Consider the following 26,164-nt stretch of genomic DNA (forward strand, 5'->3'; position numbering starts at 1 on the left):
TTGATCCAGCGGCGCAGAAGGGGCGAAGCAAGCTCCACTGCGTGTCGAATGAAGCCGCCTTCGGGCGGCTTTGCTTTTGCGGGACATTCGATTGACTCTCTACTATCACCCCAAACAAGGCGATGTTCTTCTCTGCGATTTCACACGAGGCTGTGTCGCCCCTGAAATGCTGAAGATCCGTAAAGTCGTGGTGATATCCCCTACCTCCAGCCACAATCGCAGGCTGTGCACTGTAGTCCCGATCGCCTCTACTGCCCCCGAAGTCCAGCATGCCTGGCACCACCTGTTACACATCAACCCCCTTCAGTCCGATGGCTACAAAGAGCTGTGGGTGAAGTGCGACATGATCTATACCGTGAGTTTCGAGCGCCTCGACAAGCTGCATAGAAAGACCCGCTCCAAAGGTCGGGAGTACTTCGTACCGCGGCTGAATACCGATGATATGCAAGGCGTGATCAGTGGCGTCAAAGCCTACCTCCCACTTTGAGCACAAGTAAAAACGCCCCGACTGATCGGGGCGCTTTCATTTAGACGGTACGCCTACGAGCCTGGCGCAGGCACCGTAGGAGCCTTTACCCCGCCCTCATCAAACAGATTCAGCTTCTGCCGCAACTCATGGGCCGGCAACGGCTGCTGCTCGGGTGGCAGGGCATTCGGGTCTAACGGCACTTCACCCGGTGCGCCCTCGCCCTGGGTCGGTACCGGCGCAGGGGCACCCTGCTCGCCTTCGATGGCACGCTGGGCCTTTTTGGTCAGCACCACAATATCAATGCGCCGGTTGATCGGGTTGAACGGGTCCTGGACATCAAACAGCTGGGATGAAGCAAAGCCCACGACGCGCGCCACCTGGGTATCCGGATAGCTGCCGGCCACCAGGACACGGCGGGCGGCGTTGGCACGGTTGGCCGACAACTCCCAATTACCGAAATCGCCCAGGCCCGAATACGGCTTGGCATCGGTGTGGCCGCTGACGCTGATCTTGTTCGGCACCGCCTTGATGGTGTCGGCCATGGCCAGCAGGATGTCTTCGAAGTAAGACTTCAAGCGCGCACTGCCAGAGTCGAACATCGGTCGATTGGCCGCATCCATGATCTGGATACGCAGGCCGTCCTGGGTGATATCGAAGTGGATCTGATCCTTGAATTTTTGCAGTTGCGGGTTTTCATCGACCTTGTTCTGCAACTCTTGCAGTAACAGCTCCAGGCGTTCCTGCTCGACCTGTTCGGCCATGCTCTCGACGGTCTGGCGCTCGATCGGGATATTTTCCTGGGGCGCTTCGGTCTGCACCTCCGGGTTGATGGTGCGTTCAGGGGCCAATTCGGGCGAGCCGCCCAAGTCGATCACAAACGGCGTGCCGCTCTCGGAAAACCCAATGGGGTCCTTGAAGTAACCGGCGATGGCGATCTTCTGTTCCGGCGTCGCGGTGGACATCAGCCACAACACCAAAAAGAACGCCATCATCGCCGTCGCAAAGTCAGCGAAGGCAATTTTCCAGGCACCACCGTGGTGCCCAGCAGCGAAGCGCTTGACGCGCTTGATGATAATCGGCTGGTTGTTTTCCATGGCTTAGCGACCGCGAACTGCTTGTTCCAGCTCGGCAAAGCTTGGACGGTGCTTCGGATACAGCACCTTGCGCCCGAACTCCACCGCCAGGGATGGCGGCATACCGGAAGCCGAAGCCACCAGGGACGCCTTGATCGCTTCGTAGATATTCAGCTCTTCCTTGGCGTCGTGGGCCAGGGAGGTGGCCAGCGGGCCAAAGAAACCATAGGCTGCGAGAATACCGAAGAAGGTCCCCACCAGCGCCGCGCCGACGTGCATACCGATGGCCGCCTGGTCGCCTTCGCCCAGGGACGCCATGGTCACCACGATCCCCAGTACTGCCGCGACAATACCGAAACCGGGCATGCCGTCGGCGATACCGGTCACGGCGTGGGATGGGTGCTCGAGTTCTTCCTTGAGGCTGAACAGCTCCATGTCGAACAGGCCTTCCAGCTCGTGGGGGGCCATGTTGCCGGAGGACATGATGCGCAGGTAGTCGCAGACATAGGCGGTCATGCGGTCATCCTTGAGCACGGCCGGGTACTTGGCGAAGATCGGGCTCGCTGCGGCGTCCTCGATATCCGCCTCGATGGCCATCATGCCTTCGCGGCGGCTCTTGTTCAGGATCTCGTAGACCAGGCCCAGCACTTCCAGATAGAACGTGTGGGAAAAGCGCGAGCTGAACATGCCCAGCGACTTTTTGATCACGTGCATGGTCATGTAGCTAGGGTTGGCCTGCAGGAAAGCGCCAAACGCCGCACCGCCGATGATCAGCACTTCGAAGGGCTGGATCAGCGCAGCAATTTTACCGTGGGACAGAACGTATCCGCCGAGCACGCTTGCGATGACGACGATGATGCCGATAATTTTAGCCATAGGGGATGAGTACTTGCGCCGTCGGGTTCATGGACATATTCGGAAGATCTAAAAACTCTTCTTCTACTTATCGGCAAAACTGCGCCAGACTATAGCCCGTTAAGGCGAAAAGCCAGTTCGGCCCACTCCGGGCGTGTTGACCGCAAGTGATGATCGCGCCCCAATCATGGCAAACGAAACGACAGTCCCAACTACAAAACCCAACTCTCTGGCTGGCTGGATCAAGCGTCTGGACGAGGTTCTCCTGCCCGTCCCGCAGGCGAGCCACATTGCCGTGTGCAAGGCCATCGGCGACAGTCGCCGTTCGTTGCGAGATATTGCAGAGCTGATGCAAGACAGCCCGGCACTGGTCCTGAGCGTCATGCGTGAAGCCAACAACCAGGCCCACGGCAGCCTGGCAGAGCCCGCAGAAAACCTTGAAGTGGCGATCAACCGCCTCGGCCTCAAGCGCACCGAAGAACTGCTCGCGCGCCTGCCGTCGGTGCCGCTCAATGAAATCCCCGTGGCCCTGCGCCAATTGCAGCTGATCAGCCAGCATGCCTCGCAGCAAGCCAGCGGCCTGTTTGCCAGCCGCCTGGCGCGCCTGTGGCAGGATATTCATTGGGGCAGCCTGCTGTTTCTTTCACCGCTGTGGCCGATGGCCGTTGCCTACCCCAAGCTCCTGGAGGAATGGGAGCTGCGGGTGATCCACAAGGGTCAATCGGCACGCAAGGTCGAACAGGAATTGTTTGGCGTGCCCCTGCTGGCACTGTGCCTGGAGCTGACCGAGGCCTGGCGCTTGCCGATCTGGGTATCCCAGGGCTACCAACTGCTGCTCAAGGAACAACGCTTACTGGTCAAGGCCCTGCACATCGCCCGCGATGAAGTGCCGTTGAGCCAGCAGCAAAAACTCGATGCCGACCCGGCGCTGCGGCGCTGGCTGAACCAACCGGCCAATACCGTGCTACTGGCCAATGGCATGGCACTGGCGGCCCAGGAATCCTGGGCCTGCCCCCATACCCAGCGCTGGCAGTACCTCACCGCGTTGTACCTGCAACAACCACTGGCCGACGTGCAGCAACAGGTGCACCAACAGGCGGTCATCAGCGCGCGCCATACCCTGACCGCCGGTCTCTGGCATCCGGCACTGGCGTTGATCTGGCCCTGGCATGTGCAACGAGTGCATCGCGGCCTGCTGCCCGCACCGCCGCCGACCGCCGAAGCCCTGGCGGTGTGGCGCAAGCGTTGTACTGAGCTGCTGGTGGAGCCCAGCCGCTTCGCCAATGCGATGCACTTGACCACCTGCGCCAAGGAGGCCCTGGTTGCCAGTGGCATGCAGCGCGTGATGTTGCTGATGGCCGACAAGGCCTTGGCCACTTTGCGCGTGCATCAGGTCGACGGCCTGCCCAAGGACGCTGCCAACCTGAGCCTTGAGTCCGCACAAAGCACGCTGCTGCAACGCTTGCTGGAGAAGCCTGCGCAAGTGCGCCTCAACCCGGAAAATCACGCACAATTCGCGGTGCTGCTGCCTGCTTCATTGCGGCGCCTGTTCGTCGGCGAGCATTTGCTGCTGCGCTCCCTGAGCTGTAACGGCCGGGTGGTGATGCTGATGATTGCCGACCAGGGGGGCGGGCCGTTCTCCGAAACCACCGTGCAGGCCTTCGGCAAAACCGCCCAATGCATCGAGAAAGCCCTGCACTGCTTTACCAACCGCACCGCTTGATGCTTGCGTTACAATCGCCCTCTTTTATCACCCAACCTAGCGCCCGGGAGACCTCACATGCCTGACTTTTCTGGCTTGCCGCTGGTGATCGAACCCAGCGACCTGCTTAGTCGCCTCGCTGCCGAGCCGTTGATTCTGGTGGACCTCACCAGCGCCGCCCGTTATGCCCAGGGGCATATCCCCGGTGCGCACTTTGTCGATCCCAAGCGCACCCAGTTGGGCCAGCCACCGGCCCCAGGGCTGCTGCCGGCCAAGGCCGACCTGGAGAAACTGTTCGGCGAACTGGGCCACACCCCGGATGCCACCTACGTGGTGTATGACGACGAAGGCGGCGGCTGGGCCGGGCGGTTTATCTGGTTGCTCGACGTGATCGGCCACAAGAAATATCACTACCTTGATGGCGGCCTGCTGGCATGGCTGGATGAACAGCACCCCGTGTCCACCGAGGCCACCGTTGCCGTCGGCGGCCCGGTCAGCCTGACCCTGCACGACGAGCCCACGGCCACCCGCGAATACCTGCAAAGCCGCCTCGGTGCTGCCGACCTGGGCATCTGGGATGCCCGTGGCCCGCTGGAATACAGCGGCGAAAAAGTCCTCGCGGCCAAGGGCGGGCATATTCCCGGCGCAGTCAACTTCGAATGGACGGCGGGCATGGACAAGGCACGCAACCTGCGGATCCGCCGCGACATGCCGCAGATCCTCGAAGGCCTGGGCCTGACCAAAGACAAAGAAATCATCACCCACTGCCAGACTCACCACCGTTCTGGCTTCACCTACCTGGTGGCCAAGGCGCTCGGTTATCCGCGAGTCAAAGGTTATGCCGGTTCCTGGGGCGAATGGGGCAACCACCCCGACACCCCCGTCGAGATTTAAGGTTTAAGGACAGTTCATGAAAAAGCGTTTGTTTATCCTCAGCCAGTACCTGCTGCCCCACCACCTGCTGTCGCGCCTGGCCGGCTGCATTGCCGAATGCCGTGTGCGCTGGTTCAAAAATGCCTTCACCACCTGGTTCGCCAAGCGCTACCAGGTGGATATGTCCCAGGCCCTGGTAGAAGACGTGACCGCTTACGAGCACTTCAACGCCTTCTTCACCCGCGCCCTGAAAGACGGCGCCCGCCCCCTGGACTCAACCCCGGGCGCAGTGCTGAGCCCGGCAGACGGCGCAGTCAGCCAGCTCGGCCCGATCGAGCACGGCCGCGTGTTCCAGGCCAAGGGCCACAGTTTCAGCGTGCTGGAACTGCTCGGTGGCGACGCCGCCGTTGCCGCACCGTTCATGGGCGGCGACTTTGCCACCATTTACCTGTCGCCGAAGGACTACCACCGCGTGCACATGCCACTGGCCGGCACCCTGCGGGAAATGGTCTACGTGCCTGGGCGGATTTTCTCGGTCAACCAGACCACGGCCGAAAACGTGCCGGAGTTGTTTGCGCGTAACGAGCGTGTGGTTTGCCTGTTCGACACCGAGCGCGGCCCGATGGCCGTGGTATTGGTGGGCGCGATGATTGTCGCGTCGATTGAAACCGTATGGGCCGGCCTGGTAACGCCGCCCAAGCGCGAGCTGAAAACCGTGCGCTACGACGAAGCCGCCCGTGCGCCGATCCACCTGGAAAAAGGTGCGGAACTGGGACGCTTCAAGCTGGGTTCGACCGCTATCGTGCTGTTTGGGCCGGATCAGGTGAAGTGGGCGCAAGAGCTGGCGGCAGGCACGCCGGTGCAGATGGGCCAGGGTATCGCGCTGCCAAAAGCCTGATCCGAATACAGCGAAAATCAAATGTGGGAGCGGGCTTGCTCGCGAAGGCGGTGTGACAGTCGACACCTTAGTTGACTGACACACCGCCTTCGCGAGCAAGCCCGCTCCCACATTTTTGACCGCGTTCCTGTCGTTATTGGCCGTCGCGGTCGCGAAAGCCCAACAGATACAACACACCGTCCAACCCCAAGGTCGAAATCGCCTGCTTGGCCGACTGTTTGACCAACGGCTTGGCCCGGAACGCTACGCCCAACCCGGCGATAGCCAGCATCGGCAAGTCGTTGGCGCCGTCGCCGACCGCAATGGTCTGCTCCAGACGCAAACCTTCCTTGTGCGCCAGCTCCTTGAGCAAGTCAGCCTTGCGTTGCGCATCGACAATCGGTTCGACCGCCACGCCCGTCACCTTGCCATCCACCACTTCCAGCTCGTTGGCGAACACGTAGTCGATGCCCAGCTTGGCCTGCAATTGCTTGGCGAAGTAGGTAAAGCCACCCGAGAGGATCGCGGTCTTGTAGCCCAGGCGCTTGAGTTCGGCGAACAGGGTTTCGGCACCTTCGGTCAAGCGCAGGGAGGCGCCAATGGAATCGAGGACGCTGACGTCCAGGCCCTTGAGCAATGCCAGGCGCTCCTTGAAGCTGGCGCGAAAATCCAGCTCGCCGGCCATGGCGCGCTCGGTGATCGCCGAGACTTGCTCGCCCACGCCTGCGGCCTTGGCCAACTCGTCGATGACTTCGGCTTCGATCAGAGTCGAGTCCATGTCGAACACCGCCAGGCGCCGGTTACGACGGAACAGCGAATCTTCCTGGAAGGCGATATCCACGTTCAGTTCCTGGGCCACGCTGAGGAACTCGGCGCGCAAGGCTTGCGGGTCAGCCGGCTCACCGCGCACGGAGAACTCGATGCAGCCCTTGCCCTGGTCCGCCGGGGTGTTCAGGGGCATGCGACCCGACAGACGGTCGATATGGTCGATATTCAAGCCATATTGCGCAGTGATCGAGCTGACCCGCTGCAATTGTTCAGCCGTGACCTTGCGCGTCAGCAGGGTGACGATGTGGCGTTTCTTGCCTTGGCCGGCCACCCAGTGCTGGTAATCCGCTTCGGATACCGGGGTAAAACGCACCTGCTGGTCCAGCTTATAGGCGGTAAACAGGATGTCCTTGAGCACAGACGACGCCTGTTCGCTATCTGGAATCTCCACCAGGATGCCGAACGACAGGGTGTCGTGGATCACGGCCTGGCCGATGTCGAGAATGGTCACGCCACCCTGGGCCAGAACACCGGTAATGGCTGCGGTAAGACCCGGACGGTCAACACCGGTGATGTTAATCAGGACAATTTCGCGCAAAGCGCACCCCCGAGCTGGAAAAAAACCGCATTCTACCCACTTTCAGTGACCATCGGGCACAGCCAACGCTTTGCCGGTCTTGGGCCTGTCGCTATACTGCGCGTCAACTTCACGGACCAAGAGCCGAGCGCAAGTGAACCGGCCCACGCCAGTAAAAACCGATAACTTCTTCCTGCTGATCTTCCGGGCACTGCGCCACCGCCGTGTACCGATCGCATTACGCATCGCCAGCCATAACGTGATCCTGGTCGCCCTGGCCCTGGTAATCTACGCCTGCGTGATGGGTTTGCAGTTCAAACAGGCCATGCACGAGCAAGCCGACGCCCTGGGCGAGAGCTTGACGACCCAGACCGCCACCTCGGCGACCGAGCTGTTGGTGTCCAATGACATCCTCAGCCTCAACGTGCTGCTCAACAACCTGACCAAGAACCCGCTGGTGGCCCACGCGGCCATCTACAGCGTGGACAACCGGATCATGGCCGAAGCCGGGCAACGCCCGAGAAACGGCCTGCTGGGTGAGGCCGAAGGCCTGTACCAGAGCAATATCACGTTTCAGGATGTGAAAGCCGGCCAATTGCGCATCAGCCTGGACATGCAACAGTTCCAGCAGCCGATGACCATCAGCCTGCAAAGCATGGGCATCCTCAGCGCGATCCTGCTGGCCTTGGCCCTGGCCTTGAGCCTGCGCCTGGGCCGGCATATCTCCACGCCGCTGATGCAGTTGCGCATCTGGCTGCGCGACATCGACGAACACACCCCGGCCACCGACCGCCAGGATGAGATCGGCGACCTTGCCCGCCAGTTGCACACCAGCTTTGCCCCGGAGCCGGTCATACCTGAAGCCAAGCCCGAGCCGGAGTTCGACGACACCGACTATGACGACGAACCCGAGTTCGAAGTGCGCAACCTGCGCGATCCGAACTTCGACGAGTCGACGCCGATGGCTGGCCTCAAGCCTGCACCGCGCACGGCCATCAAGGCCGAAGAAGACAGCCTGGACGATGACGACCCGTTTGCCGACCTGCGTGACGAGTCGGCGCCAAGCCCGGTGGTCGCGCCCCGGCCTGCGAGCAGCCAGCCCCAGCACAGCGCGGTGTTGGCCGTGCAACTGGGCGCCCAGGAGCAATTGCGCCGCCTGCCACGGGCACGCCTGACCGAGTTGCTGGAACGCTACCGCGATTGCCTGGACCAGGCAGCCTCGCTGTACCAGAGCGAACTGCACACCTTGAACGACGGCAGCACGTTGATGCTGTTCCACAGCGAAGACAGCGGCGAAGACTACCTGACCAATGCCATCTGCTGCGGTGAACTGCTGCGCGCCCTGGGCCATGCCTTGCAGATCGAAGTCGCCGACAGCGGCATCACCCTGCAACTGCAACTGGGCCTGACATTGGGCGATGATCTGTATGGCATGAGCCAGATTGATCTGCTGCTGACCGAAAACGCCCAGGACGCCCTAGCCTTGTCGCAACACAGCCGCAACCTGCTGCTGGTGGAGCGCAAGATCAGCGACGACGCCTTGATCCGCCAACGCGCACGTATCCGGCCGATTGCCAGCCCTGAAGGCGCGTGCTGTGTAGAGCGCTTGATGGAGCCTTACCCGTCGATGCTGGAACGTCAGCTGGCACGGATGCATGAGACCCGCAACAAGCCAGCAATGTGACACAGGCTTGTGTGGGAGCGGGCTTGCCCGCGATAGCGCTGGATCAGTCAATCAAGTGTCGACTGACACTGCGCTATCGCGGGCAAGCCCGCTCCCACATTGGATCTGCGCCAAACAAAAAGGCCCGCTTACTCAGCGGGCCTTTTATTTGGCTGCGATTCAGGTCAGAACCTGAACACTTCCATATCCGTACGAATCGGCGATGCCATCGGGATCTTCGGCTTTTCCGGGGCTGCCGGCTTGGCCGGCGCCGGGGCCTGCTTGCGCGGGGCCTCGGCAATCGGTGGCTGGTTGGCCAATGGCTTGAGGGCAACCGACAACTGCTCAGCCAAACGCTGCAACAACACGCCCTGGGCCTGGACCTGGGAAGCGGTGCTGCCGGCATGCTGCTCCTGCAGATGCACAATGCGGTTGTCCCGCACCTGGCCACGGCGGTCGATCAGGCGCCATTGCGCGTCAAGGATGGCCGGCTGCGAAGCCCCGGAGTCCAGGCGCGTGATAGTCAGCAACACCTGCACATCCGGCGTGAAGCTGGTGGGCGCCGGCGACAGCACCACACGCTGGCTGTCCAGATGGCCGGCCACCTGGCGCAGCATCAACTGGTTGATATCCGAAGACAGGCTACCGGCCCAACGGCCGTCGATGGAGCCTTGCAGGCTGCCATCGTCCTGGCGTTGCAGCAGGGTTTCACGTTGCAGGTAATCGGCAACCACGACCGGCCCGAGCAAGACCGCCATGCCAGCACTTTGCGCAGGTTGCGCCGGATTTCCGCTATCCAGCTGGTACAGCGACACCGGTTGGTGCGTAGTGCAACCCGCCAACCCCAAAAGGCCAGCGAGCATCAAAAATAAAGGAAGGCGTGGAGCAGTCATCATCCCATCCAGGTGGCTGCCACAAGGCAAACCACAATGTAATACTAAAAATAACCTATACGCGCTCAGCCACGCCGGCGCTGGAAAGGCCATATCATCCGTGAATATGCGCCATGACTCCAGCGCGAAAGCGCCGATCTACGCGTTAAATCGTAGATCGGGTGCTCTATATCGCTTTAAGCAGGTGTTTCTACCAGCAAAGCATCCACCCGCTGGAAGCCACGGGGCAATTTGTTCCCGCGGCGTCCACGTTCACCCTTGTAATGCTCAAGGTCATCAGGGCGCAGGGACAGCGTACGTTTACCGGCCTGCAGCACCAGGGTAGAGCCTTCCGGGATCACCGCGATGTCGGTCACGTACTCTTCGCGACTGGCCACCCGCTCCCCTGGGATACCAATGATCTTGTTGCCCTTGCCCTTGCCCAACTGCGGCAGGTCGCTGATCTTGAACACCAGCAAACGCCCCTCGGTGGTCACCGAGGCCAGCCAATTGCCTTCACGGTCCTCGACCGGACGCGGCAGGATCACCTTGGCGTTGTTCGGCAGGCTCAACAGCGCCTTGCCCGCCTTGTTCTTGGCCTGCAAATCCTCGCCCTTGACCACGAAACCGTAGCCGGCGTCAGAGGCGATGACGTACAGCGAGTCATCATCGGGCAGCAATACACATTCAAAACTTGCCCCTGGCGGCGGCGCCAGGCGGCCGGTCAACGGCTCGCCCTGGCCCCGTGCAGATGGCAGGGTATGGGCCGGCACCGAATAACTGCGCCCGGTGGAGTCGATAAACACCGCGAACTGGTTGGAACGCCCGGCTGCGGCGGTCTTGAACCCATCGCCGGCTTTGTACGACAAACCGGTGGCATCAATATCATGCCCCTTGGCGGAACGAACCCAACCCTTTTCCGACAGAACGACGGTAATTTTCTCGTTGGGCAACAGCTCGGTTTCGGTCAGGGCCTTGGCTTCGGCACGCTCGACAATCGGCGAGCGGCGGTCGTCGCCATAGGTTTCGGCATCTTTGATCAATTCGCTGCGCACCAGCTTCTTGAGCTTGGCTTCGCTGCCCAGCAGGGCTTGCAGCTTGGCTTGTTCCTTGAGCAGCGCGTCCTGTTCGTCGCGCAGCTTCATCTCTTCCAGGCGCGCCAACTGACGCAGGCGGGTGTCGAGGATGTAGTCGGCCTGGATCTCGCTCAGCTCGAAACGCGCGATCAGCTCGGCTTTCGGGTGCTCGGCGGTGCGGATAATGTGGATCACTTCATCCAGGTTGAGATAGGCGATCAGCAAGCCGTCCAACAGGTGCAGGCGACGCTCGACCTTGTCCAGGCGGAACTGCAGGCGGCGGCGCACGGTATTGACCCGGAACTCCAGCCACTCCACCAGCAGGTTGCGCAGGTTTTTCAACTGCGGCTTGCCGTCCAGGCCAATGATGTTGACGTTGACCCGGTAGCTGGATTCCAGCTCGGTGCTGGCAAACAGATGCTGCATCAGCACTTCGTGATCGACCCGGCTATTGGTCGGGATGATCACGATGCGGCAAGGGTTCTCGTGGTCGGACTCGTCACGCAGGTCCGCCACTTGCGGCAGCTTCGACGGCTTGGCCTGCATCAGCGCGGCAATCTGTTCCAGCACCTTGGCGCCGGAGACCTGGTGCGGCAAGGCGGTGACGATGATGTCGCCATCTTCGATGTGGTACACCGCACGCATGCGCACCGAGCCCTTGCCGGTCTCGTACATTTTCAGCAGGTCGGCACGCGGCGTGATGATTTCCGCTTCGGTCGGGTAATCCGGGCCCTGGATATGCTCACACAGTTGCTCAACCGTGGCCTTGGGCTCATCGAGCAGGCGCACGCAGGCCGTGGCGACTTCACGCAGGTTGTGCGGTGGCACATCAGTGGCCATGCCCACGGCGATGCCGGTGGTGCCGTTGAGCAGGATATTGGGCAGGCGCGCCGGCAATACCAATGGCTCGTCGAGGGTGCCGTCGAAGTTCGGGCCCCAGTCTGCCGTGCCTTGGCCCAGCTCGCTGAGCAGCACTTCGGAGTAGCGCGACAGGCGCGCCTCGGTATAACGCATGGCAGCGAACGACTTGGGATCATCCGGCGCCCCCCAGTTGCCCTGGCCATCGACCAAGGTGTAGCGGTAGCTGAACGGCTGGGCCATCAGCACCATGGCTTCGTAGCACGCCGAGTCGCCGTGGGGGTGGAACTTGCCGAGCACGTCACCGACGGTACGCGCCGACTTCTTGTGCTTGGAGTCCGCGTCCAGGCCCAACTCACTCATGGCGTAGATAATGCGCCGCTGTACCGGTTTCAGGCCGTCGCCGATGTGCGGCAAGGCACGGTCCATGATCACGTACATGGAGTAGTTGAGGTAGGCATTTTCGGTGAAGTCAGCCAGCGACCGGCGTTCTACGCCGTCTAAGCTGTCTGCAAGGATGTCACTCATGCGGGCCTCATCATTGTCTGGTCTGGCGTAGCAGCAAGGTGCCGCCACGCTGGGTAAATTCAAGTTGTTTCAATGCGCTCATGCCCAACAGCACTTGCTCGCCACCCAGCCCCGGCGCCACCAGGGCGCGCACGTCCTGCAGGACGATATCGCCCAACTGCAGGCGGTCGAGGTGGGTGCGATAGCCCTGGCTGCGGCCGTTGGCGGTGCTCAAGGTCACCGGCAAACCGCGCTTGAGCCCCAGGCGTTCGGCCAACTCGGCCGGCACCGCCACATCGGTGGCGCCGGTATCGAGCATGAAATCCACCGGCTGGCCGTTGATCTGGCCAGTGGCGACGAAATGCCCTTGGCCGTTACCGACCAGTTTCACTTCGATATAACCCTCGTGTTGCTGTGAGGTGACCACGGCATTGGGGTTTTCCTGCCGCGCCTCCCATTGCCCGAAAAACCGCGTGGCCAGAAACAGTCCGGCACCCCAGGCCACGAACATCAACACCCGCCCGGCACGCTTGCCCGGTGGTTGCGCACTCAAGGCTGGGCGCTCCAGCCACCGGCCGGGGCGGCAAAACGATAGACCATCGGGCGTTTTTCAGCATCGGCCCGAGCGCCGAAATTATTGTCGATGCCAATCCAGGCGCCGTCGGCGTCAATCAACAGGGCTTCCGCCAGGCCGTAGTTCTGGGGGTAACGTCGATTTGGCACCAGGGCCTCATCGGCATACGACCAGCACAACTCGACCGTGGCCGTCACGCTGTCGCGCCGGCAGATCTGGAACGCGTTGCGCTCCAGGGTAAACAGCTTGCCGTTGAACAACGCCAGGTCAGCAAAGTCCTTGGACACCGCCCTGGCCCCCGGAAACTGCGCCGGTTGCATTTCCTGGCCGGCTTCGCTCAACAGTACGCACGGGCCATCACAATCCCAAACGCTTTGCCCGCGCTTGATCGAGATCAGCCCGCGCCGCTCACGCTCGGCTGCCAGCCAGATCTGGTTGCCCTCGGGGTTGACCGCCAAGCCCTCAAACAGGGCATTGAAGTGCAACAACAGGCCACTGGCCCGCGCCTCGCGGACCATGCCAGGGGCAATCTTCAGCCACTCGGGATCACCGCTTGCCGGCACCTGCAGCACGGCCGCATGGGCTTCGCTGACGATATAGCGATTACCCGCGGCGTCACAGCTGATGCCTTCAAAATCCAGGTCGCCGCCGCGAATTACCGACGCCGCCGTGGTGCGTGCGCGCAAGCCCCAGGGCAGGCCAGACTCGGGCACCGGCGGCACGTTGATCGTTACCGTCTCGGCCTGCCAGGTGTCGGCGCGGGTATCGAGGCGGTAGATCTGGTCGTCGTCGCGGTCAGAGACCGTCCACAAGTCCTTGCCACACAAGGCCAGGCCCGACAGGTTGCCGCCGCGCATGCCGTCTACAGGGTGTTCGGACAACAACTTGAGCTCGGCCGCAGGCTGGGCAACCACTGGGGTAGCAGCCAACCCGCTCAACAACAGTATCGCCAGGGCGAAACCGCTGCGCATCAGCCCAATACCTCGGCCAGGTTGCCTTTGGACTCCAGCCAGGCCTTGCGGTCGCCGGCGCGCTTCTTGGCCAGCAACATGTCCATCATTTCCGAAGTGGCGGCATAGTCTTCGAGGGTCAACTGCACCAGGCGCCGGGTGTTCGGGTCCATGGTGGTTTCGCGCAGTTGCGGCGGGTTCATTTCACCCAGGCCCTTGAATCGGGTGACTTGTGGCTTGCCGCGCTTCTTCTCGGCCACCAGGCGGTCGAGGATGCCGTCGCGTTCGGCCTCGTCCAGGGCGTAGAAGATTTCTTTGCCCAGGTCGATGCGGTACAGCGGCGGCATGGCCACGTAGACGTGACCGGCATCCACCAGCGGGCGGAAATGCTGGACGAACAGTGCGCAGAGCAACGTGGCAATGTGCAGACCATCGGAGTCGGCGTCGGCCAGGATGCAGATCTTGCCGTAGCGCAACTGGCTCATGTCCTCGGCGCCTGGATCGACGCCAATGGCCACGGCGATGTTGTGCACTTCCTGGCTGGCCAGGACTTCGCTGCCATCGACTTCCCAGGTGTTGAGGATCTTGCCGCGCAGCGGCAGGATCGCCTGGAATTCCTTGTCCCGCGCCTGTTTGGCCGAACCACCGGCGGAATCACCTTCGACCAGGAACAGTTCGGAGCGCATCGGGTCCTGGCCGGCGCAGTCCGCCAGCTTGCCGGGCAACGCCGGGCCCTGGGTAATGCGCTTGCGCTCGACCTTTTTGCTGGCCTTGAGGCGACGGCCGGCGTTGTTGATCGCCAGCTCCGCCAGGGCCAGGCCCAGTTCCGGGTGCTCGTTGAGCCACAGGCTGAACGCATCCTTGACCACGCCCGAGACAAACGCCGCGGCCTCGCGGGACGACAGGCGTTCCTTGGTCTGGCCGGAGAATTGCGGCTCCTGCATTTTCATCGACAGCACAAAGGCGATGCGTTCCCAGACGTCTTCCGGCGCCAGCTTCACGCCGCGCGGCAACAGGCTGCGGTATTCGCAGAATTCGCGCATGGCATCCAGCAAGCCCTGGCGCAGACCGTTGACGTGGGTACCGCCCTGGGCGGTGGGGATCAGGTTGACGTAGCTTTCCTGGACGCTGTCGCCCCCTTCGGGCAGCCACAGCAAGGCCCAGTCCACGGCCTCCTTGTTACCTGCCAGGCTGCCGCAGAACGGCTCGTTGGGCAGGCGTTCGAACTCGCTGACCGAGTCTTCGAGGTAGGAGCGCAAGCCGTCTTCGTAGTGCCACTCGACCTTTTCGCCGGTGCCTTTGTCTTCAAAACTGACCAGCAAGCCCGGGCACAGTACGGCCTTGGCCTTGAGTACGTGCTTGAGGCGGCTGATGGAGAATTTCGGGGAATCGAAGTATTTCGGGTCCGGCGCGAAGTACACGCTGGTCCCGGTATTGCGCTTGCCGACCGTACCGACCACTTCCAGCTCGGTGGCCTTGTAGCCATCGGCGAAGGTCATCTGGTATTCGTTGCCGTCGCGCTTGACCTTGACCCGCACCTGCGTGGACAAGGCGTTGACCACGGAAATACCCACACCGTGCAAGCCGCCGGAAAACTGGTAGTTCTTGTTGGAGAACTTGCCGCCCGCGTGCAGCTTGGTGAGGATCAGCTCGACACCCGACACGCCCTCTTCCGGGTGGATGTCCACCGGCATACCGCGCCCGTCGTCGGACACTTCCAGGGAATGGTCGGCGTGCAGGATGACCTGGACCGACTTGGCATGCCCGGCCAAGGCTTCGTCGACGCTGTTGTCGATGACTTCCTGGGCAAGGTGGTTCGGCCGACTGGTGTCGGTGTACATGCCGGGGCGTTTGCGCACCGGGTCGAGGCCCGAGAGGACTTCGATGGCGTCGGCGTTATAAGAGCTAGCGCTGGGAGTGGCCATGGGGTCTCGTCGTGAGTCGTTCGATTAAAAAGTAACCTGCGGTTTCACAATGCGGTGAAATCGAAGGATTGGTACTGATCTGCACCAATGCCGGCAAAACTCAACAGCGCCGGCAACTGTCGGCCAAAGCCCTGGTAACCGTGGTCGCCGCCAGCCTGGATACGCAAGGCACAGGCCCGGTAATACTGCTCGGCGAGGCGATAATCCAGTGTTTCGTCCCCGGTCTGCAACCACACCTGATAGCGCTGGGCATCCTGGGGCGCTGCAACCTCAAGCTCAGCCAGGGCCGCGACGTGATCGTGGGTCAGTTCCCAGGTTTCATCGGTGTAGAGGTTCGTCTGGGTGCCCAGGTAACCGTCGAACATGCGATGGGGGCTGACCGCCGGGTTGACCAACAGCGCCTTGAGGCCATGGCGTTCGGCAAGATGGGTTGCATAGTAGCCGCCGAGTGAGCTGCCGACCAGCAGCGGCCGCCCCAGCTCGCCGATCGCCTGCTCCAGCTGGACCATCGCCTGGCGTGGGTGGTGATGCAAGGCCGGCACCCGCAGTTGGTCGGCCAGACCGAGACTGTCCATCACGCCCATCAGTAAGCTGGCCTTGGTCGAGGCCGGCGCACTGTTGAAACCGTGGATATACAAGATCGAAGCGGACATGCAGGGCTCTCCGTGCGTTATCAGCCAAAGGGGCGCAGTTTACAGGGAACGCGGGGGTTGTGGGTGCAGCCCATCGCCGCTGGCGGTACTATCGCTGACGCCGCGTTGATGAGCCGCCAGGCAGGAAAACCGCATGCAACTAGAATGGCTTGAGGATTTTATCGAACTGGCCCGCACCCGCAGCCTGTCGCGGGCCGCCGAAAATCGCTGTGTCACGCACCCGGCGTTCGGCCGACGTATCCGCGCCCTGGAAGAATGGGTCGGTACACCCTTGATCGAGCGCAAACAGCCCCTGTCACTGACGCCTTGCGGCGTGCTGTTCCTGGACGCCGCGACACAATCATTGCAACTGCTGACCACTGTCAGGGCGCAATTCAAAGGCACCACCCTGAGCCGCGACGAGCCTGTGCGCATCGCCACCGGCCGGACCCTGGCCAGCGATTTTTTCCCGGACTGGTACGAGTCATTGCACCAGCGCCTGGGCAATTTTGCAGTGTCATTGGTCACCAGCGGGGCGCAAGAAGCGATCAGCAAGCTGTCCGCCGGTGAGGTCGACCTGCTGTTGAGCTTTTCCAGCCCATTGACCCAGACACTGCTGGGCGCGGAGCGTTGCGACTCCCGGGTACTGGCCAATGAGGAACTGTTGCCGGTCAGTGCGCCGGACGCCAATGGCCTGCCGCGCCAGCAGATCTGCACCGCGCCCTGCGCCATGAGCATCCCCTGGCTGGCCTTTTCTCCGTCCCTGGCACTGCGCGGCGTGCTGGCCCAGCACCTTGAGCGGCTGCCACAGCACCTGGCGCTGCGCATGGTCTACCAGGCGGACTCTTATGACGCCATCCTGGAAATGGCCAAGCGTGGCAGAGGCCTGGCATGGCTGCCGCGCATGGTGGTCAAGGATGCGCTGGCCTCGGGCGAGTTGCTGATTGCAGGCGGCCCCGAGTTTCACGTCGCCTTCGACGTCTCGCTGCATCGCCTGCACGCCAACCAGAGCGAAATGGTCATGAAGATCTGGGAAGGTCTGTGAACCTGTCGTTGCGCCAACAGCGTTTGCGATCATAGCGCCAGGCATTGCATCAACTCCAAGATGCGTAAAACCCAATGCCTGTCGGCCCCGTGCCAAAACAGCTCAAACCTGTGCCGAAACGGCAATTGCTGTTCGTGCGCACTTGATTCAATTTCACCCGGGCTTTCACCCATAACAATTAATGCCTTCGATCTCGTCAGGCCGCGCTGCGGTTCGGCGAATCCGAATGCCAACTGTGAAACAGACCCGGTGCACACCCATGACAGTCCCATCATCCGTCTTATCATCGGCACAGGCTCCAACCCAGCGAGGTCCATGGAAGGAGATCGTCGCTGCCAGTGTCGGCAACGCCTTGGAGTTTTATGATTTGCTGATCTACGGCTATTTCGCAGTAGTGATCAGCAAACAGTTTTTCCCATCCGATAACGAAACCACCTCACTGCTGCTGGCCGTAGGCTCGTTTGGCATTTCCTTCCTGATGCGCCCCCTGGGCGCCATCGTGCTCGGTTCCTACACCGACAGGGCCGGGCGAAAGGCATCGTTAACGATGTCGATCATGATCATGCTGATCGGCACCGCAATGATTACCTTCGCCCCGACCTATGAGCAGATCGGCTTGGCAGCGCCGCTGTTGATCATCGTTGCGCGCATGCTCCAGGGCTTTTCTACGGGCGGTGAGTTTGGTGCGGCGACCGCATTCATGGTCGAGCACGCCGATGCCAAACGCCGTGGCTTCTTTGCCAGTTGGCAATTGTCGACCCAGGGCCTGGCGACCGTACTGGCCGCGGGGGTCAGTGCAATCCTCAGCTATGTGCTGTCGGATGTGCAGTTGAACGACTGGGGTTGGCGTGTGGCCTTCGGCTTCGGCCTGCTGATCGGGCCGGTGGGTTTCTACATTCGCACGCAAATCGATGAAACCCCAGACTTCAAGAAAACCGCCGCCAGCACAAAGGTGAAGACGCCGCTGCGCGATGTGTTGGTCAAAGGGCACGTCAGCCTGTTGCTGGCTATCGGCGTGGTGGCCGGGGCCACAGCATTCAACTATGTGCACAAGCTGTACATGCCCATTTATGCCCTTAAACAACTGAACATCACCGCCACCTCTTCGTATCTCGGGGCGCTGATGACTGGCGTGACCCTGATGTTGATGGCCCCGGTATTTGGTGGCTTATCCGATCGCTACGGACGCTTTCGGGTACTGACAATCGCCTTGCTGCTTACCGGGTTTTCGTCCTATCCGATGTTCGCCCTGCTCAACGCCTTCCCCAGCTTTTCTACGCTGCTGACCGTGCAGGCGATTGTCGGGTTGTTGATCGCTGCCTGCCTGGGGCCCATCCCGGCGATGCTTGCCGATATTTTCCCAACCAGCATTCGCGGGACCGGCCTGGCGCTGAGCTACAACTTTTCCGTCACCCTGTTTGGTGGTTTTGCGCCCTTGATCGTGACCTGGATGATCGACGCCAGCGGCAGCAAGCTGGCCCCCAGCTTTTATGTCATGGCGACCATTCTGATCAGCGTACTGGCGATTATCTGCCTGGGCCGACGCATGCGCGGCACCCACCCCGCTGCCCATTAAACAAACCCTTCCTGCTTGTCGCGCGCCAAGCCCGCGCGGCAAGTGCACACCTCGGTCAGTCGGAGACTGAAATGAAAACCCTTGAGCAGGTTCGTGCAGCACTCAAACCCTACCCCGTGGAGGTCCAGTTCCCTGATCTGAGCCAATGGAAAACCGGTAACTGCGGGATCGACTACATCCACAGCTTCGACAGCGGCACGCCAGGGCCCCATGTGCTGATCATGGCGCTGACCCATGGCAATGAAGTCAGCGGCGCAATCGCGGTGGACGCCCTGTTGCGCAGCGGGGTGCGCCCGCGCCAGGGGCGATTGTCCCTGGGCTTTGCCAACATACAGGCCTATCAACGCTTCGACCCACAGGACATTGATGCGACCCGCTTTATTGACGAGGACATGAACCGCGTCTGGCTGCCATCAACCCTCGACGGCCCGCGCGACTCCGCCGAATTGCGCCGCGCCCGGGAGCTGCGCCCGCTGATCGACAGCGTCGATTTGCTGCTCGATATCCACTCAATGCACGAAGAATCACCGCCGCTGATGATGTGCGGTGCATGCGCCAAAGGCCTGGCGTTCGCCCAATCATTAGGCGTACCGGCAACCATCGTCGCAGACGCCGGCCACGCCAACGGCCGGCGCATGCGTGACTACGGCGGATTCGGCGATGCCGCCAGCCCCAAGAATGCGCTGCTGATCGAGACCGGCCAGCACTTTTCGAAAAGCAGTGAACGGGTCGCCCTCGACGTCGCGGCCCGCTTCCTGATTGCGACTCAGGCAGTCGTCGAGGCGGATGTATCGACGTTTCTCAGCCAGGAAAAACCTGCAGCCCAGCAATGTTTGCAAGTCACTGACCCAGTGATTGCCCACAGCATGGACTTCAGTTTCACCGATGACTTTCGTGGCCTGGAGCGGATCAGCCACGCGGGAACGGTGATCGCCCGGGATGCCCAGCGCGAAATCGTCACGCCGTATGACAACTGCGTGTTGATTCAGCCTTCGCTGCGGCATCTGGGGCAAGGCGTTACGGTGGTGAGGTTAGCGCGGGACCACCGTCAATAGATCAGTAGCCATTGCTGGCGTAATCGACGGTGAAGGCAAACCCCTGGACCCGCTCTACGCCTGTTTCCAAGCGTCCATCGGCATGCAAACGCAGCCAGCGATAGCCAGGGGCCTGTTCGCTGACGTTGAAATCCTCACTGCCCGGGGTGAACTGGATACAGGTCGACGGCGACGCCAGCAGGCGCACGCCATGGCGTTCGCGGTCGATTTCCTGGTGCACATGCCCCCACAGCACCGCCCGTACCTGGGGAAACCGGTCGAGGACAGCGAACAGCGCCTCAGGGTTACGCAGGCCAATCGGCTCCATCCAGGCACAGCCGATAGGCACGGGGTGATGATGGAAGCACACCAGGTGATGGCGGCCCGGTGCTTCGCTCAACGCCTGGGCCAAGAGCTGCAGTTGCACATCCGCCAGATAACCCGGCACCGAGCCCGGCACGGCGGAGTCCAGCATAATGACCCGCCAGTTGCCCACATCCACCACCGGCTCCAGCAACGCACTGCCCATGGTGGCCTCGGCCATGACCTGCGGCTCATCGTGGTTGCCCGGGATCCAGCGCGCCGGGGCCCCGACCTGCTGGCTCAGTTCGCGAAACAGCTGGTAGGACGCAAGCGTGCCGTCCTGGGACAGGTCGCCGGTGGCCAGCAGCAAATCAATCTGCGGCTGCTGGGCGCGGACCAGGTCAATCACCCGCTGCAGGCTGTCACGGGTGTTCATGCCCAGCAGCGTACCGTCGGCCTCGGCAAACAGGTGGCTGTCAGACAGTTGCACCAGCAACGCCGGCGCATCAGGGTTCACGATGGATACGCTCGGCAAGGCGTTCTCCCAGGGCGATCACGAAAAATGGACAATGGGCGCAATTATGCTGGGGCAGGATACAAAGAGGAAACCCGTGAAGCAGACGCAGTTCACATCTACCGCACGACTTCAAACTCATGGCCCAACGCCAGGCAATGGCTCAACCACTCGCCGAGGAACACATTGAGCTGGGCTTTCTCATCGGGCTGGTGCATGAACACATTGGGGTAAGGATAGATGCTGCGAAAGCGCCGTGCATGTTCGGCGCTGACTACTTCGGCCATCTGTGCATCGTGATACACCTGCACTTCCAACTGCGGCACCGGCAGCCACGGCAGGCTGTGCTCCTGGCGCACCCGCAGGGTGCTGGTGTAGGGGCAGGTGAGGATCACTTCCAGGTTCAACACGCCGAGCATCTGGTCGCCGTGGGTCACGGCGATCCGGCGCGCTTCGGGCGCGTGGCGCATGTCCGGCAACAGGCGCATCAGCCGCGCGTAGTTAGCCTCGCAAGCGGCTTGCAAGCCGATCAGATCAACCCGGTAGCGTTCCCGTACCTTTACTGCCATAGCCCCCTCACTTCCGCGCGATTAAGCGCAAGCCATTGCAGGGCGATAATGCTGGCTGCGTTGGAAATTTTACCGTCGCGTACCGCTTGCAGGGCATCTTCAAAAGCCCAGACGGTGACACGGATATCTTCTGCCTCCTCGGCCAGGCCATGGATACCGCCGGCACCGGCACTGTCGCAACGCCCCAAAAACAGGTGGACGAATTCGGTGCTGCCACCCGGCGAGGGGAAATATTTGGTGATCGGCCACAGCGCGGAGAAGGTCAGCCCAGCTTCCTCTTCGGCTTCGCGGTGTGCAACCTCCTCCGGTTGCTCGTCCTTGTCGATCAGGCCGGCCACCATTTCCACCAGCCAGGGGTTGTCGGTGCGACCCATGGCGCCCACACGAAATTGCTCGATCAACACCACTTCATCGCGCTGCGGGTCGTAGGGCAGTACACACACGGCATCGTGGCGCACAAAAATCTCACGGTTGATAACCGGGCTCATGCCGCCATCGAACAACTCGTGACGCAGTTGCACGCGATCGAGCTTGTAGAAGCCGCTGTAGGCATTGTCGCGCTGAACCTCTTCGAATCTGGTCGGCGTCGATTTCGCACTGTCGGTCATATCAACCCTCGTTTAATCCGGTGTGTGTCTTAGCATCGCGCCATCCTACAGCGCTCGCGCGCCTCGGTGCAGCCTCTTTGCGGTTGCCGGGACGGGCGGCGGCGGTCACACTCACTGTAATCAGCTTAGTGGCGAACTGACTGGGATGCCGATAGTCGAAGCCCCATATCTTTCGCTCTTCTCCGCTTTATGAAGGACGCCCATGTCGCTGTTAAAAGTCGCCTCCGTGGCCTGTATTGCCCTGACGCTCGGTGCTTGCCAGAGCCTGTTCCAACCCAGCTACCGTGCGCCGCTGGAAGCCACTCGCGATGCCTCAGAGGTGGTGCAACCCGGCTGCACCACTGCCGATTGCCCGCTGGTGAACATCGATACAGTGCATTTCGCCAGCGAGCCCAAGCTCGATGCGCTGATCGAGCAACGCCTGCTGGAAATGACCCGCACCACCCCCGGCGCCCCGGTGCCGGCGACCTTGAATGCCTATCGGGAAAAATTCCTGCGTGAGTCCGGCCCGCGCAACAGCATGTATTTGCAGGCCAAGGTACGGGAGCAGCATGACGGCTTGGTGATCATCGAGCTGTCCAGCTACCTGGACACCGGCGGTGCCCACGGCGAACCCGGCCGTGGCTTCATCAACTACTCGCGCCAACAGCAAAAAAACCTGACCCTGGCGGACATGCTGCGCCCCGGCAAGGAAGACGCGTTCTGGAAAGCCGCCCAGGTGGCCCACAACAGCTGGCTGATCAGCACTCGCCTGAGCCTGGAGCCGGAGTACGTGAAAAGCTGGCCCTTCCAGAAAACCCCGAACGTGGCGCTGACCTACGGTGCCGTGGTGCTCAAGTACCCTACGACCACCATTGCGCCTTACGCCATGGGCCACGTCGAGTTGCAGATTCCTTACGCTCGCCTCGACGGCATCATCAAGCCTGAGCTGGTGCCCGTGCGCCGCTGAAAGCGCGCCCAAGGATAAATTGCAACAGCCCTGCCAGCGTCAGTGCCGGCAGGGTCGCGCCAATATCCGGGTACAGATTGACCAGCAGATGATAGGTACTGACTCCTCCCAGCCAGGCCAGCAATGCCGGCCAGCGCAGGCTTGTAGCCAGGGCCTGGCCACGCCGGCGCAGAATGAAGTGGTCCACCAGCACCACGCCAAACAGCGGCGCGAATACCGAGCCGATCAACAGCAGGAAGTTCTGATACTGGGCCAAGGGCGCAAAGCAGGCGATCAGCGTGCACACAAGCCCAATCGCCAGCGCCAGGTGCTCGACTTTCAGGCGCAATAGCATGCCGCTGGACACCGCCGCCGAGTGAATATCAGCGAAGGCGTTTTCTGATTCATCCAACAGAATCAGCAACAGCGGAATCCCCAGGCCAGCCCCGGCCAACGCCAGCAACAGCGCATTGACTTCGCCACTGGGCGCAAACGCCAGGGTGTAGGCCACGCCCAGGCTCATCAGCCAGAAACTACCGATAAAAAAGCCCAGGGCGGTGCCGCCGAACACACGGGTGGCGCGCTGGCCGAAGCGTGAGTAATCGGCAATCAGCGGCAGCCAGGACAACGGCATGGCAATGGCGATGTCAAACCCGACGGCAAACGGCAGCGAACCATCGCCGGCCTGGGCCCACAGCGCGGCCAGGTCGGCCTTGGCGAACAGGTTCCAGGTCAGCCACAGGCACGCCGCCAGCAACAGCCAGATCCCCCACTTGCGCAGGATCTGCCGCACGAAGGTCAACGGGCCGCTGACCGCGAGCAACGTGGCGAGGCCGCCGAAGAACACGGTCCAGAGCAACGGGCTGGCCCACAGGCTGCCGGCGCTGAAAGCCCGGGTACCCAGCAGGCTGGCGGCATCGCGCATGACAATAATCTCGAACGAGCCCCAGCCGATCAGTTGCAACAGGTTCAACAGCGCCGGCAGGCTCGCCCCCTTGGCGCCGAGGCTGAGCTTGAGGGCGGCCATGGACGACAGGCCGGTGTCACTGCCGATCACCCCGACGGCGGCCAGCAACAGCACGCCCACCAGGGTACCGAGCAAGATCGCCAGCAACGACCCCGACAGGCCCAGCCCCGGCGCCAACAGTGCACCGGTTTGCAGGACCATCAGGCCGATGCCGAGGGAGAACCATAGGGAAAACAGATCGCGGGCGCCGAAGACTCTTTTATCGGCAGGCACCGCGATGTCAGGGGAATAGGTGCTGGGTTGAATGCTCAAGGGGGTTATCTCAGAGGGACATGATCGTTCCCACGCTCTGCGTGGGAATGCCGCTTTGGACGCTCCGCGTCCGCTTTGTGACGCGCAGCGTCACGGGATGCATTCCCACGCGGAGCGTGGGAACGATCATTGGGCTCAGACCTTTTTGTAGAGCTGACTGCCTTCCTGCTTGAACCGCTCCGCCTGCTCGGCCAAGCCCTTGGCCACATCCACGTCCACCGCCTCGATGCGCTGGTTGGCCGCGTACTCGCGCACTTCCTGGGTGATTTTCATCGAGCAGAATTTCGGCCCGCACATCGAGCAGAAATGCGCGACCTTGGCCGAGTCCTTGGGCAGGGTTTCATCGTGATAGGAACGTGCGGTGTCCGGGTCCAGGCCGAGGTTGAACTGATCTTCCCAGCGGAACTCGAACCGCGCCTTGCTCAAGGCGTTGTCGCGGATCTGCGCGCCCGGATGACCTTTTGCCAAGTCGGCCGCGTGGGCCGCAATCTTGTAGGTGATGATCCCGGTCTTCACGTCATCCTTGTTCGGCAGGCCCAGGTGTTCCTTGGGCGTGACGTAGCAGAGCATGGCGCAACCGAACCAGCCGATCATCGCCGCGCCGATGCCCGAGGTGATGTGGTCGTAGCCCGGTGCAATATCGGTGGTCAGCGGGCCCAGGGTGTAGAACGGCGCTTCGTCACAGCACTCCAGCTGCTTGTCCATGTTTTCCTTGATCAACTGCATCGGCACATGGCCAGGGCCTTCGATCATGGTTTGCACATCGTGTTTCCAGGCGATCTTCGTCAACTCGCCGAGGGTTTCCAGCTCGCCGAACTGCGCCGCATCGTTGGCGTCGGCAATCGAGCCTGGGCGCAGGCCATCGCCGAGGGAGAAACTGACATCGTAGGCCTTCATGATTTCGCAGATTTCGTCGAAATGCGTGTAGGTGAAGTTCTCTTTATGGTGCGCCAGGCACCACTTGGCCATGATCGAGCCGCCCCGGGACACAATGCCGGTGACGCGCTTGGCGGTCAGCGGTACATAGCGCAGCAACACGCCGGCGTGGATGGTGAAGTAGTCGACGCCCTGCTCGGCCTGTTCGATCAAGGTGTCGCGGAACAGCTCCCAGGTCAGGTCTTCGGCGGCGCCGCCGACTTTTTCCAGGGCCTGGTAGATCGGCACGGTACCGATCGGCACCGGCGAGTTGCGGATGATCCACTCGCGGGTTTCGTGGATGTGCTTGCCGGTGGACAGGTCCATCACCGTGTCCGAGCCCCAGCGAATACCCCAGGTGAGTTTCGCCACTTCTTCTTCGATGGACGAACCCAGGGCGCTGTTGCCGATATTGCCGTTGACCTTCACCAGGAAGTTACGGCCGATGATCATCGGCTCCAGTTCGGTGTGGTTGATGTTGGCCGGAATGATGGCGCGGCCACGGGCGATTTCTTCGCGCACAAACTCCGGGGTGATGATTTTCGGCACGCTGGCCCCGAAGCTGTGCCCGGCGTGTTGCTGGTCGAGCAGGCCAGTGGCGCGAGCCTCTTCGAGCTTCATGTTTTCGCGGATGGCGACGTATTCCATCTCGGCGGTGATGATGCCTTTGCGCGCGTAATGCATCTGGGTCACGTTGGCCCCGGCCTTGGCGCGGCGCGGGTTTTTCACGTGGGCAAAACGCAGGGCGGTCAGCTCGGCGTCGCTCAGGCGCTGCTGGCCGAAGTGCGAACTGAGGCCCGCCAGGCGCTCGGTGTCGCCACGGGATTCGATCCACGGCGAGCGCACATCGCCCAGGCCTTTGCGCACGTCGATGATGATATTCGGGTCGGTATACGGCCCGGAGGTGTCGTAGACCACCACTGGCGCATTGATTTCGCCGCCGAAGTCGGTGGGGGTCACGTCCAGGCTGACTTCACGCATCGGCACGCGGATATCCGGGCGAGTGCCCTGCACATAGACTTTTTGCGAGCGGGTAAACGGCTGCACGGATCCGGAATCGACCTTGGCCGACTCACTCAAATGCACGGTGTTTTTTAGTTTTGTACTCATCACGGGCTCTCCAGACACATCCAGGCAGTGGA

General features: G+C 61.8%; 23 protein-coding genes. 9 read left to right on the forward strand and 14 right to left on the reverse strand.

The window, feature by feature from the left end; all coding sequences use genetic code 11:
• Window positions 1-91: 91 nt before the first annotated feature.
• Window positions 92-487, forward strand: coding sequence for a type II toxin-antitoxin system PemK/MazF family toxin (locus tag JFT44_RS06230; RefSeq protein WP_186625915.1), 396 nt, complete (start codon window positions 92-94; stop codon window positions 485-487).
• 53 nt (window positions 488-540) lie between these two features.
• Here the strand turns inward: JFT44_RS06230 and motB are convergent, their stop codons facing one another.
• Both motB and motA read right to left on the reverse strand, forming a co-directional pair.
• A complete protein-coding gene (gene motB / locus JFT44_RS06235) occupies window positions 541-1,563 on the reverse strand; it encodes a flagellar motor protein MotB (protein WP_186625916.1) in 1,023 nt (340 codons plus the stop codon).
• Between the two features lie 3 nt (window positions 1,564-1,566).
• The gene (gene motA / locus JFT44_RS06240; RefSeq protein ID WP_120731393.1) at window positions 1,567-2,418 is read right to left on the reverse strand and encodes a flagellar motor stator protein MotA; all 852 of its coding nucleotides are present in this window, start codon (window positions 2,416-2,418) and stop codon (window positions 1,567-1,569) included.
• A 166-nt stretch (window positions 2,419-2,584) separates the two neighbouring features.
• On the opposite strand from motA, the gene JFT44_RS06245 reads away from it, so the two are divergent.
• The 3 genes from JFT44_RS06245 to asd are packed head-to-tail and all read left to right on the forward strand — an operon-like array spanning window position 2,585 to window position 5,870.
• Window positions 2,585-4,120, forward strand: coding sequence for an HDOD domain-containing protein (locus tag JFT44_RS06245; RefSeq protein WP_120731391.1), 1,536 nt, complete (start codon window positions 2,585-2,587; stop codon window positions 4,118-4,120).
• A gap of 57 nt (window positions 4,121-4,177) precedes the next feature.
• The gene (locus JFT44_RS06250) at window positions 4,178-4,993 is read left to right on the forward strand and encodes a rhodanese-like domain-containing protein (protein ID WP_057958145.1); all 816 of its coding nucleotides are present in this window, start codon (window positions 4,178-4,180) and stop codon (window positions 4,991-4,993) included.
• 16 nt (window positions 4,994-5,009) lie between these two features.
• Window positions 5,010-5,870, forward strand: a complete 861-nt coding sequence (gene asd, locus JFT44_RS06255; RefSeq protein WP_198830445.1) for an archaetidylserine decarboxylase — start codon at window positions 5,010-5,012, stop codon at window positions 5,868-5,870.
• Window positions 5,871-6,003: 133 nt separating this feature from the next.
• Here the strand turns inward: asd and serB are convergent, their stop codons facing one another.
• Entirely contained in the window at window positions 6,004-7,215 is a 1,212-nt protein-coding gene (gene serB / locus JFT44_RS06260) for a phosphoserine phosphatase SerB (protein ID WP_057958143.1), read from the reverse strand.
• Window positions 7,216-7,348: 133 nt separating this feature from the next.
• Between serB and JFT44_RS06265 the strand changes: the two genes are divergently transcribed.
• Complete coding sequence (locus JFT44_RS06265) at window positions 7,349-8,878, forward strand: AhpA/YtjB family protein (RefSeq protein WP_120731386.1); 1,530 nt, start codon at window positions 7,349-7,351, stop codon at window positions 8,876-8,878.
• Window positions 8,879-9,042: 164 nt separating this feature from the next.
• Here JFT44_RS06265 and JFT44_RS06270 read toward each other — a convergent pair whose 3' ends face one another.
• The 6 genes from JFT44_RS06270 to JFT44_RS06295 all read right to left on the reverse strand — a co-directional run bounded on the left by JFT44_RS06270 (window position 9,043) and on the right by JFT44_RS06295 (window position 16,272).
• Window positions 9,043-9,750, reverse strand: a complete 708-nt coding sequence (locus JFT44_RS06270; protein ID WP_057444497.1) for a membrane integrity-associated transporter subunit PqiC — start codon at window positions 9,748-9,750, stop codon at window positions 9,043-9,045.
• Window positions 9,751-9,926: 176 nt separating this feature from the next.
• Window positions 9,927-12,191, reverse strand: coding sequence for a DNA topoisomerase IV subunit A (parC, locus tag JFT44_RS06275; RefSeq protein WP_057437367.1), 2,265 nt, complete (start codon window positions 12,189-12,191; stop codon window positions 9,927-9,929).
• Between the two features lie 10 nt (window positions 12,192-12,201).
• Window positions 12,202-12,723, reverse strand: coding sequence for a TIGR02281 family clan AA aspartic protease (locus JFT44_RS06280; protein WP_057437365.1), 522 nt, complete (start codon window positions 12,721-12,723; stop codon window positions 12,202-12,204).
• Window positions 12,720-13,715 (reverse strand): esterase-like activity of phytase family protein, encoded by a 996-nt coding sequence (locus JFT44_RS06285; protein WP_198830446.1) that lies wholly within the window; start codon window positions 13,713-13,715, stop codon window positions 12,720-12,722. Before JFT44_RS06285 ends, JFT44_RS06280 begins: the two co-directional genes overlap by 4 nt.
• Entirely contained in the window at window positions 13,715-15,619 is a 1,905-nt protein-coding gene (gene parE / locus JFT44_RS06290) for a DNA topoisomerase IV subunit B (protein WP_057437361.1), read from the reverse strand. The genes JFT44_RS06285 and parE overlap by 1 nt, the downstream gene beginning before the upstream one ends.
• Window positions 15,620-15,663: 44 nt before the next feature.
• Entirely contained in the window at window positions 15,664-16,272 is a 609-nt protein-coding gene (locus tag JFT44_RS06295) for a YqiA/YcfP family alpha/beta fold hydrolase (protein WP_057958139.1), read from the reverse strand.
• Between the two features lie 133 nt (window positions 16,273-16,405).
• Between JFT44_RS06295 and JFT44_RS06300 the strand changes: the two genes are divergently transcribed.
• The 3 genes from JFT44_RS06300 (at window position 16,406) to JFT44_RS06310 (ending at window position 19,927) form a co-directional block, all read left to right on the forward strand.
• Entirely contained in the window at window positions 16,406-17,296 is an 891-nt protein-coding gene (locus JFT44_RS06300; RefSeq protein ID WP_057437349.1) for a LysR family transcriptional regulator, read from the forward strand.
• A gap of 259 nt (window positions 17,297-17,555) precedes the next feature.
• Window positions 17,556-18,872, forward strand: a complete 1,317-nt coding sequence (locus tag JFT44_RS06305) for an MFS transporter (protein WP_169959889.1) — start codon at window positions 17,556-17,558, stop codon at window positions 18,870-18,872.
• 71 nt (window positions 18,873-18,943) lie between these two features.
• Complete coding sequence (locus JFT44_RS06310; protein ID WP_169959890.1) at window positions 18,944-19,927, forward strand: M14 family metallopeptidase; 984 nt, start codon at window positions 18,944-18,946, stop codon at window positions 19,925-19,927.
• Between the two features lies 1 nt (window position 19,928).
• Here the strand turns inward: JFT44_RS06310 and cpdA are convergent, their stop codons facing one another.
• The 3 genes from cpdA to JFT44_RS06325 all read right to left on the reverse strand — a co-directional run bounded on the left by cpdA (window position 19,929) and on the right by JFT44_RS06325 (window position 21,900).
• Entirely contained in the window at window positions 19,929-20,744 is an 816-nt protein-coding gene (cpdA, locus tag JFT44_RS06315; protein WP_115127244.1) for a 3',5'-cyclic-AMP phosphodiesterase, read from the reverse strand.
• Between the two features lie 98 nt (window positions 20,745-20,842).
• Window positions 20,843-21,292, reverse strand: coding sequence for a DUF1249 domain-containing protein (locus tag JFT44_RS06320; protein WP_057437343.1), 450 nt, complete (start codon window positions 21,290-21,292; stop codon window positions 20,843-20,845).
• Window positions 21,283-21,900, reverse strand: coding sequence for an NUDIX domain-containing protein (locus tag JFT44_RS06325; protein ID WP_057437341.1), 618 nt, complete (start codon window positions 21,898-21,900; stop codon window positions 21,283-21,285). The genes JFT44_RS06320 and JFT44_RS06325 overlap by 10 nt, the downstream gene beginning before the upstream one ends.
• A gap of 202 nt (window positions 21,901-22,102) precedes the next feature.
• Between JFT44_RS06325 and JFT44_RS06330 the strand changes: the two genes are divergently transcribed.
• A complete protein-coding gene (locus JFT44_RS06330; protein WP_057437337.1) occupies window positions 22,103-22,849 on the forward strand; it encodes an RsiV family protein in 747 nt (248 codons plus the stop codon).
• Here the strand turns inward: JFT44_RS06330 and cytX are convergent.
• Both cytX and thiC read right to left on the reverse strand, forming a co-directional pair.
• Window positions 22,818-24,107 carry a putative hydroxymethylpyrimidine transporter CytX gene (gene cytX, locus JFT44_RS06335; protein ID WP_198791932.1) on the reverse strand — a complete coding sequence of 430 codons (1,290 nt, stop codon included), beginning with the start codon at window positions 24,105-24,107 and terminating at the stop codon, window positions 22,818-22,820. The genes JFT44_RS06330 and cytX overlap by 32 nt on opposite strands.
• A gap of 135 nt (window positions 24,108-24,242) precedes the next feature.
• Window positions 24,243-26,132, reverse strand: coding sequence for a phosphomethylpyrimidine synthase ThiC (gene thiC, locus JFT44_RS06340; RefSeq protein WP_057437335.1), 1,890 nt, complete (start codon window positions 26,130-26,132; stop codon window positions 24,243-24,245).
• Window positions 26,133-26,164 lie beyond the last annotated feature (32 nt).

It is taken from the genome of Pseudomonas sp. MF5691 (genome assembly GCF_016405645.1).
In the GTDB taxonomy this organism is placed as follows: Bacteria; Pseudomonadota; Gammaproteobacteria; order Pseudomonadales; family Pseudomonadaceae; genus Aquipseudomonas; species Aquipseudomonas shahriarae.

Bases quoted from the DNA above. Each gene is read 5' to 3' on its own strand.
- motB (WP_186625916.1), bottom strand. From the start codon at position 1,563: ATGGAAAACAACCAGCCGATTATCATCAAGCGCGTCAAGCGCTTCGCT.
- motA (WP_120731393.1), bottom strand. From the start codon at position 2,418: ATGGCTAAAATTATCGGCATCATCGTCGTCATCGCAAGCGTGCTCGGC.
- JFT44_RS06245 (WP_120731391.1), top strand. From the start codon at position 2,585: ATGGCAAACGAAACGACAGTCCCAACTACAAAACCCAACTCTCTGGCT.
- JFT44_RS06250 (WP_057958145.1), top strand. From the start codon at position 4,178: ATGCCTGACTTTTCTGGCTTGCCGCTGGTGATCGAACCCAGCGACCTG.
- asd (WP_198830445.1), top strand. From the start codon at position 5,010: ATGAAAAAGCGTTTGTTTATCCTCAGCCAGTACCTGCTGCCCCACCAC.
- JFT44_RS06270 (WP_057444497.1), bottom strand. From the start codon at position 9,750: ATGACTGCTCCACGCCTTCCTTTATTTTTGATGCTCGCTGGCCTTTTG.
- parC (WP_057437367.1), bottom strand. From the start codon at position 12,191: ATGAGTGACATCCTTGCAGACAGCTTAGACGGCGTAGAACGCCGGTCG.
- JFT44_RS06285 (WP_198830446.1), bottom strand. From the start codon at position 13,715: ATGCGCAGCGGTTTCGCCCTGGCGATACTGTTGTTGAGCGGGTTGGCT.
- parE (WP_057437361.1), bottom strand. From the start codon at position 15,619: ATGGCCACTCCCAGCGCTAGCTCTTATAACGCCGACGCCATCGAAGTC.
- JFT44_RS06295 (WP_057958139.1), bottom strand. From the start codon at position 16,272: ATGTCCGCTTCGATCTTGTATATCCACGGTTTCAACAGTGCGCCGGCC.
- JFT44_RS06300 (WP_057437349.1), top strand. From the start codon at position 16,406: ATGCAACTAGAATGGCTTGAGGATTTTATCGAACTGGCCCGCACCCGC.
- JFT44_RS06305 (WP_169959889.1), top strand. From the start codon at position 17,556: ATGACAGTCCCATCATCCGTCTTATCATCGGCACAGGCTCCAACCCAG.
- JFT44_RS06310 (WP_169959890.1), top strand. From the start codon at position 18,944: ATGAAAACCCTTGAGCAGGTTCGTGCAGCACTCAAACCCTACCCCGTG.
- JFT44_RS06320 (WP_057437343.1), bottom strand. From the start codon at position 21,292: ATGGCAGTAAAGGTACGGGAACGCTACCGGGTTGATCTGATCGGCTTG.
- JFT44_RS06325 (WP_057437341.1), bottom strand. From the start codon at position 21,900: ATGACCGACAGTGCGAAATCGACGCCGACCAGATTCGAAGAGGTTCAG.
- JFT44_RS06330 (WP_057437337.1), top strand. From the start codon at position 22,103: ATGTCGCTGTTAAAAGTCGCCTCCGTGGCCTGTATTGCCCTGACGCTC.
- thiC (WP_057437335.1), bottom strand. From the start codon at position 26,132: ATGAGTACAAAACTAAAAAACACCGTGCATTTGAGTGAGTCGGCCAAG.